Source organism: Chitinophaga sp. (assembly GCF_036569125.1).
Lineage (GTDB): Bacteria > Bacteroidota > Bacteroidia > Chitinophagales > Chitinophagaceae > Chitinophaga.
In genome coordinates, this window is the sequence record NZ_DATCRF010000369.1 from 1 (window position 1) to 7,006 (window position 7,006).

Sequence of the window (7,006 nt, forward strand, 5' to 3'; positions counted from 1 at the left end):
TGGCAACACACAGTTCCATAACACCCCAGCCACAACAGGCGCCGGCCGCAGAAGCACCGGCAATGCTTACACAGCCGCTTACTGCCGATAGTGCTTTGGAGCCGCTGCAACGGCTGCCCATACAATGCCGGCTAAATGTAGGCGCAGTAGATGATCCTTTGGAAAAGGAAGCAGATAATATAGCCGATACCGTTATGCGCATGCCGGAACCGTCCTTCATTCAACGTAAATGCGCGCATTGCGAGGAAGAGGAAAAAGTGCAGCGCAAACCCTTAACACCCTTTATTCAAAAACAGGAAGCGCCTTCGCCACCCACACCCGCTACCCCGCATGATGAATTTATGCGGATGATAGAAAGCGTTATCAGCGCAGATAACCAGGCCAGGCTGGAAAGAACGCGCATCATACGCGAGCGGGTGCTGGAACCTTTAACCGGCGCACGGGCAGATGGTATTACCTTTCTGAACCGCTTACGCAACGTTACGCCGGATGAAGCCGACCTGCTGATCCGTGATACGGTGTTCTTTGGCACCATACGCCGGTATTTCCGTGGCCGTACCTTATGGACGGTGTATACCATTCTCCAGTTCCATAATCATACCCCGGAGCCACATTTACGTTTATCCCTGGCCGTATCTAACCACGATGCACGCCTGCTGGCAGATATGCTGAGCATTGTAGTATTACAGAGCGCGCCTGATTATGACCGCGATATTTATTTCACCATGCTGCGTGAGGTAGTGACCGTGGAATTCAGCGGCGATCCCTTGCTGAATGAGCTGCTGCGGTTGATAGATCACCGGGATGATGCCAACATCAGTCAGCGGCATAGCACCACTTATGAAGAAGCGCATTATGAGCGCCCTGTAGGCGGCGGCAACTATGCCATGCAACAGTTTACAGGACACATTTCCGCCAACAGCTACATTTCCGGTACAGAGCTGCGGGTAATAGTACGCATGCGGTTTGTGGACGGGAATGATACTGCACACTGCCCTACTACAGGTGCACCCGGCTGCAGCGGTTTTTATTTCCTGGGAGCCAATGCCGGTGTGTATGACCGGTGGATGAATGCTATTACGAGTGTATGGAACAGGCATTTCTATATCACTAACGGAACCTTGTCGTATAATATAGTGTTTGTTCCCTTATTCCTTTCAGAACCAGACCCGGATGCAGTGACCATCCGCGTAATGACCAATAATGCCTTAACCTGTGCGCCCAATCTAACCCCGGGCCGTTCCGAACAAACCTGCTGGTTCCTGAATGTGCCTAATGGCACGGTAGCGCATGAATTCGGGCATATCATAGGCGCATCGGATGAGTACAACCTGCCGGGCACCAGCGCAGAAATTACGGCCGCCATTCCTGGTTTTGTACATACTCCTCCTACTGCTATTGATGCAGAGAACCTGGCGCTTTCCAACATGCAGGGCATGACCGGATCGCCACAGGCCGCGCCTGACCTTACCAGCGATGCATCTGTAGGGGCTAACCGGACCAATACTATTATGGGCGATTCTTACCACTCCACCAATGTACATACCCGGCACCTTACCCGTTTATTAAGGTTATTTAATGCAGGATTGCCGGCAGGCACCACACCGTTTAATCTGCGTACAGGAAGCAGGCCACATTAAGGAATATTTGCAGGGAAGCTGCTATAAGTACCATCGCGTGTTTTCTTCACAATGGTATAACGGCCTTTATATAACAATAAGGGTGGCGCAGCATTTACATCCTTCACATAAATAACATCTTTAGCAATGGTATTGCTGTCTTCTGCTGCATATTCTGCAGCATCATATGCGCTGTAAATGCAGGGGCCTTCTTTTAACTGGTTGGCCGGAATGTAATAAGGGAAACGCTTTTCCACATCCATCCATAAATAACCCGGCCGGCCCAGTGAATCCTTTAGCTGCGCATTAAAAACATTCAGATCCACTGCGCCGCTTTCCGCATTCCGGTAAAATTTATGCTGATCCTTATATTTCAACAGGTAAAAGAACGGACGGCTAACAATATTGCCGGTGGCTGTATCTAAGATGGTTCGCCGTTCATCGAGGTTGGTCTGGTTAATGGTGAGCACCTCTTCCTGGTTCAGTAATGTTTTCAGCTGGCTGGTCATCATGGAGCAGCATTCCAGCAAATGAGCGTATCCTACATGAATAACAAAGCGGGCGCCGGGGTTCTGCTTCACTACCTTTACAATATTGGCGGCCTGCTGTTCCTCCCTTACAGCGGTGTAATGCAGCCAGGTTATTTCTCCTTTTTCATTGCGTATCACACTCATGGAATCCTTTGGATCATAGCTGAGGTATTTCACGGAGCCGTATTGATCCAGCTTAATACTATCGTCCCAGGTTGCTTTTCGGGGTTCATACTCATAGGCATAGATCTTATAACCCAGTTTCCGCGCATATCTCAGCAGGGATGCATAGTTAGGTTCATTGATCAGGCGGCCGTCTGTTGACACCGGGTAACCTTTTGCGGCCAGGGTATTGCCCTGCCAGATACCTTCTGCCATAAATACCCGGTAGCCCTTCGCATACAGCTCCTTCAATAACGATTTGGTGAACAAACGATGCTGGGGCCTGTTATGCGCTTCGTTGAGCAGTAAAAAACGGTATTTCCCTGCTTCTTTAATGATCTCCGTTTTTGCAGCGGTTACTTTGTAGCCGGCTAATGACAGCTTTACTGCGCCGGCGCTATCCTCATACTGCATACTTTCCCGGTAATAACCGCAAATGGATAACAGCTGGCTTAATGTACCATCTTTTATATTGTGCTGGTTATGTGCGATGATCGTTTCCGGGAAATCATAGTAAGCATTACCGGCAGGTGCATGATCGGCGCTGAGGGTAAGCAGTAGTAAGCAACAGGCAATAAGGGATCTCATATAAAAATATTAATGCAGCAAAACAATGATCTGTTCTGCTGCATTAACTAACGTTACCACAGATTAGCTTATTGCTTTCAAACCTGCTTCTGCAACGGCATGATCATTCTCCACCGTGCTGCCGGAAACGCCGATAGCGCCTATCACCGTGCCCTTGCTGTCCTTAACAGGAATGCCGCCGGGAAAGGTGATCAACCCGCCATTGGAATGCTCAATGTTATACAGGGAGCCACCGGGTTGCGACAGCTGGCCAATATCGCCGGTGTTCATGTTAAAGAAACGGGCCGTGCGGGCTTTGCGCATGGATATGTCAATGGAGCCCAGCCAGGCGCCATCCATATGTACAAATGCAATGAGGTTGGCGCCGGCATCTACTACCGCAATGTTCATTAAAGTGTTCAAGGCAGCAGCTTTTTCTTTAGCCGCTTTTACAGCCGCTTCGGCTTGTGCTAAGGTGAGGTTCATAATTACGATATTAGATTACAAAATAAATAAGGGTACTACCGGAGACCAAAAGAATGTAAAATGTAAAATTTCAAACCGACAAAGGAGGTTCATAGAGACCATTGAAAAGACTTTATGAACGAGATAAATCATAAATGTAAAAGTAAATGCCTCGAAACTGGGTAGGTATATTCACGGCATTTTACTTTTACATTTAAAATTTTACATTTATGATTTTACATTTTTTTTGGTCAGCACCGGCAGGTTATGGTTATGTTCACGGTTCGTTAACGGTTTAATTTTTGATGAGGCCACCGGGGTCCAGCACAAACTTTTTAGCAGCGCCCTTATCAAAATCACTATACCCACGGGGCGCATCATCCAGCCTTATTACTTCTACATTTACGGCTTTGGCGATCTTAATCTTATCATACAAAATAGCATTCATCAGCTGCCGGTGGTATTTCATTACCGGGCACTGGCCGGTAGCAAAAGACAATGATTTGGCCCAGCCTAATCCCAGGCGCAGGCTCAGGTTGCCATGTTTGGCGGCATCTTCCTTAGCGCCCGGATCTTCTGTTACATATAAGCCGGGAATACCAATGGCGCCGCCGGCGCGGGTAATTTGCATAGCGGCATTTAACACCGTGGCCGGCTGCTCTGAATGCGAGTGGCTGCCATGGCCCCTTGCTTCAAAACCTACACAATCTATTGCCGCATCAACTTCCGGTGTGCCAATGATAGCTGCGATCTGGTCCGGTAAAGGGGTATCGCTGCGCAGGTCTACTGTTTCACAGCCAAAGCTTTTAGCCTGCTGCAATCTTTCGGGGATCATATCCCCCACTATCACCACTGCTGCGCCTAACAAATGGCAGGATGCTGCGCAGGCCAGCCCCACAGGCCCTGCACCGGCTACATATACAATGGAGCCCGGGCCTACGCCTGCGGTAACAGCGCCGTGATAGCCGGTGGGGAAAATATCAGATAATAAGGTAAGGTCGCGGATCTTGGCCATGCCCTGATCCTTATCCGGGAATTTCAGCAGGTTAAAATCAGCATAAGGCACCATTACATATTCGGCCTGGCCGCCTACCCATCCGCCCATATCCACATACCCATATGCAGCGCCCGGGCGGGCAGGATTTACATTTAAGCAAATGCCGGTTTGCCCGGCCTTGCAGTTGCGGCAGCGGCCGCAGGCAATATTAAAGGGTACGGATACCAGGTCGCCTTTTTTTATGAACTCCACATCCCGGCCGGTTTCCAGCACCAGCCCGGTGATCTCATGCCCCAGCACCAGCCCTTCGGGCGCGGTGGTGCGGCCTCTTACCATATGTTGATCGCTGCCGCAGATGTTGGTTGAAACGATCTGCAGTATAACACCGTGCTCGCATTTGCGGTTGCCCAGCGCCAGCTTGGGAAAATCAATAGACTGCACTTCCACTACCCCTGGTTTGATGTATACTACACCCCTGTTGTTACTCATAAGCTCAGATAATTTAAAAGTGAAGAAAACGCGGAATAATTGCATTCAAACTTCCTGCATTCCTGCTCCTTTACATAACACTATAATACATTTCCGGTAACACTATCGTACAAATGTGCGCTATGAGTGCCTGAAATGCATTAAATTGAACTATGGCACAACCAACCCCCATTATACAGCCAGCCGTAGAGCAACGCCGCGTGTACAGCTACGCCCATTGTGAGCTGAACCTGTTTGAAACTACCCAGCAGGCACAGGCGGTGCCATTACAGTTCAATCATCTTACCATAATGTCTATGATGCGGGGTAAAAAAGTGATCCGCATGGACCGTTCAGCACCTTTTGATTACCTGCCCGGTGAATCGCTGATCATACCGGCGCAGCGTGCCATGCTGATCGATTATCCGGAAGCCGGCGTCTCCTCTCCCACTCAATGCACGGCTTTAATGATGGAAGAAAATTTTATTCAGCAAAACCTGGATCAGCTGGATGAGGAATATAATACAATGGATAACAGCCATCACTGGGCCTTACCTATGGACAGCTGTTTTTTTCTGCATAACCCGGAGATCACCGCTACTATAAATAAGATCGTACATCTAAGCCTGGACCATAAACCGATGAATGAGCTGCGGGTGGAGCTTTCCCTGAAAGAGCTGCTGGTATTGATAGCGCAGCAGCAACATCTTTCACAAACGGAGCAGGCCAGCGAATATGCCCATAACAGCAATCACTTTGCACATGTGCTGCATTTTATAAAACAGCATATCACTGAAAAGATCAGCATAGAACAATTGAGCCGCGTTGCCTGTATGAGCCGCACCAATTTCTTTAAAGCATTTAAAAGCTACCTGGGACTTTCACCTGCAGATTATATTGTACGCGAACGTATTGCACTGGCCAGGCAGCTGCTGCAGGAGGCCGACATAAGCATAGCTGAAATAGCCTACCAGAGCGGATTTAATAACATCCCTTATTTTATACGCCAGTTCAGGAAACAGGAGCAGGTAACGCCGGGCGAGTACCGCGCCGCACTGCAGCCGGATAATAGCTCACTGCGTCATCACGCAAACACTCCCTCATAATTACACGGGCAGGTCCCGTTGTTCACCCCGGTATGCGCAAAGGTATTTTAGTTACTTTAGCGCGGAGAACCCGTTTTAACTCTCCTGCTATCGGCTCCCCCCAAGGTATTTCTTACCTGATAGCTGTATGAGCAAACAACAAAACCGCAATCTGTATGAAAAAGCAACTAAGTATCCTATTTGGTATAACCCTTATGCTGGCTGCCTGTACCAAGCAGGAACGCCCTGCCGGCAACCCGGAAAAAGATCCTGTACCCGCAGCAGCAACCGCACGTGCCTGCGCCAGCATGGGCATACTGAAAGACCAGATCTCAAAAGACCCGGCCCGTGGCCAACGCCTGCAGTCTATTGAAAACCTTACACAGCGTATTGCTAAAGACAGGTCTTTAGGCCGCCTGCTGCCCGATGGCAGCGTGCAGATACCCGTAGTGGTAAATGTGCTGTACCGCACCACAACGGAAAATATTTCCCTGGCGCAGATCCAGTCACAGATCGATGTGCTGGAAAGAGATTACAATGCCGCCAACAGTGAGTATGGCAGCGTACCCGCACTGTTTGCCGGTGTAAAGGCTAATGTGGGTATTCACTTTACATTGAAAAATGTGGTACGTAAATCCTCTACCAAAACCAGCTGGTCTGCCAGTACTGAGAACATGAAGAAAAGTTCTTTAGGTGGTATTAATCCTACTACACCGGATTCTGTGCTGAACATCTGGGTGGTGAATTACATTAACTACGGCGGGCAGGAAGTGCTGGGTTACGCGCAGTTCCCCGGTGGTAGCGCTGCTACAGATGGTGTGGTGATCGGCTACCGTTATTTTGGCAATACCGGCACTGCTGTATCGCCGTTTAATCTTGGCAGAACCGCTACGCATGAAGTAGGCCATTTCCTGAACCTGTATCATATCTGGGGTGATGCGCTTTGCGGCAGCGACCTGGTAAGCGATACGCCGCAGCATAACGACGCTAATTTCGGATGCCCCTCTTACCCGCACCTGAGCACCTGCTCCGGATCGCCGGTTGAAATGACGATGAACTTCATGGACTATACAGATGATGCCTGCATGTACATGTTCAGCGCCGGCCAGAAAG

The 7,006-nt window shown here is 49.3% G+C and carries 6 protein-coding genes; 3 read left to right on the top strand and 3 right to left on the bottom strand.

What is annotated here, in order from left to right; genetic code table 11:
• A partial coding sequence (locus VIM87_RS13780) for a hypothetical protein (protein WP_331997553.1) occupies positions 1–1,640 on the top strand: 1,640 nt, incomplete at its 5' end.
• Here VIM87_RS13780 and VIM87_RS13785 read toward each other — a convergent pair.
• From VIM87_RS13785 to fdhA, 3 genes are all read right to left on the bottom strand, one after another.
• A complete protein-coding gene (locus VIM87_RS13785; RefSeq protein ID WP_331997554.1) occupies positions 1,637–2,899 on the bottom strand; it encodes a hypothetical protein in 1,263 nt (420 codons plus the stop codon). The genes VIM87_RS13780 and VIM87_RS13785 overlap by 4 nt on opposite strands.
• A 63-nt stretch (positions 2,900–2,962) precedes the next feature.
• Complete coding sequence (locus tag VIM87_RS13790) at positions 2,963–3,364, bottom strand: heme-binding protein (RefSeq protein ID WP_331997555.1); 402 nt, start codon at positions 3,362–3,364, stop codon at positions 2,963–2,965.
• A gap of 274 nt (positions 3,365–3,638) precedes the next feature.
• Complete coding sequence (fdhA, locus tag VIM87_RS13795; protein ID WP_331997556.1) at positions 3,639–4,829, bottom strand: formaldehyde dehydrogenase, glutathione-independent; 1,191 nt, start codon at positions 4,827–4,829, stop codon at positions 3,639–3,641.
• Between the two features lie 152 nt (positions 4,830–4,981).
• On the opposite strand from fdhA, the gene VIM87_RS13800 reads away from it, so the two are divergent.
• Positions 4,982–5,914, top strand: coding sequence for an AraC family transcriptional regulator (locus VIM87_RS13800; protein WP_331997557.1), 933 nt, complete (start codon positions 4,982–4,984; stop codon positions 5,912–5,914).
• Between the two features lie 155 nt (positions 5,915–6,069).
• On the top strand, positions 6,070–7,006 hold a 937-nt coding region (locus tag VIM87_RS13805; protein ID WP_331997558.1), incomplete at its 3' end, for a zinc metalloprotease.

Bases quoted from the DNA above. Each gene is read 5' to 3' on its own strand.
- VIM87_RS13785 (WP_331997554.1), bottom strand. From the start codon at position 2,899: ATGAGATCCCTTATTGCCTGTTGCTTACTACTGCTTACCCTCAGCGCC.
- VIM87_RS13790 (WP_331997555.1), bottom strand. From the start codon at position 3,364: ATGAACCTCACCTTAGCACAAGCCGAAGCGGCTGTAAAAGCGGCTAAA.
- VIM87_RS13800 (WP_331997557.1), top strand. From the start codon at position 4,982: ATGGCACAACCAACCCCCATTATACAGCCAGCCGTAGAGCAACGCCGC.
- fdhA (WP_331997556.1), bottom strand. From the start codon at position 4,829: ATGAGTAACAACAGGGGTGTAGTATACATCAAACCAGGGGTAGTGGAA.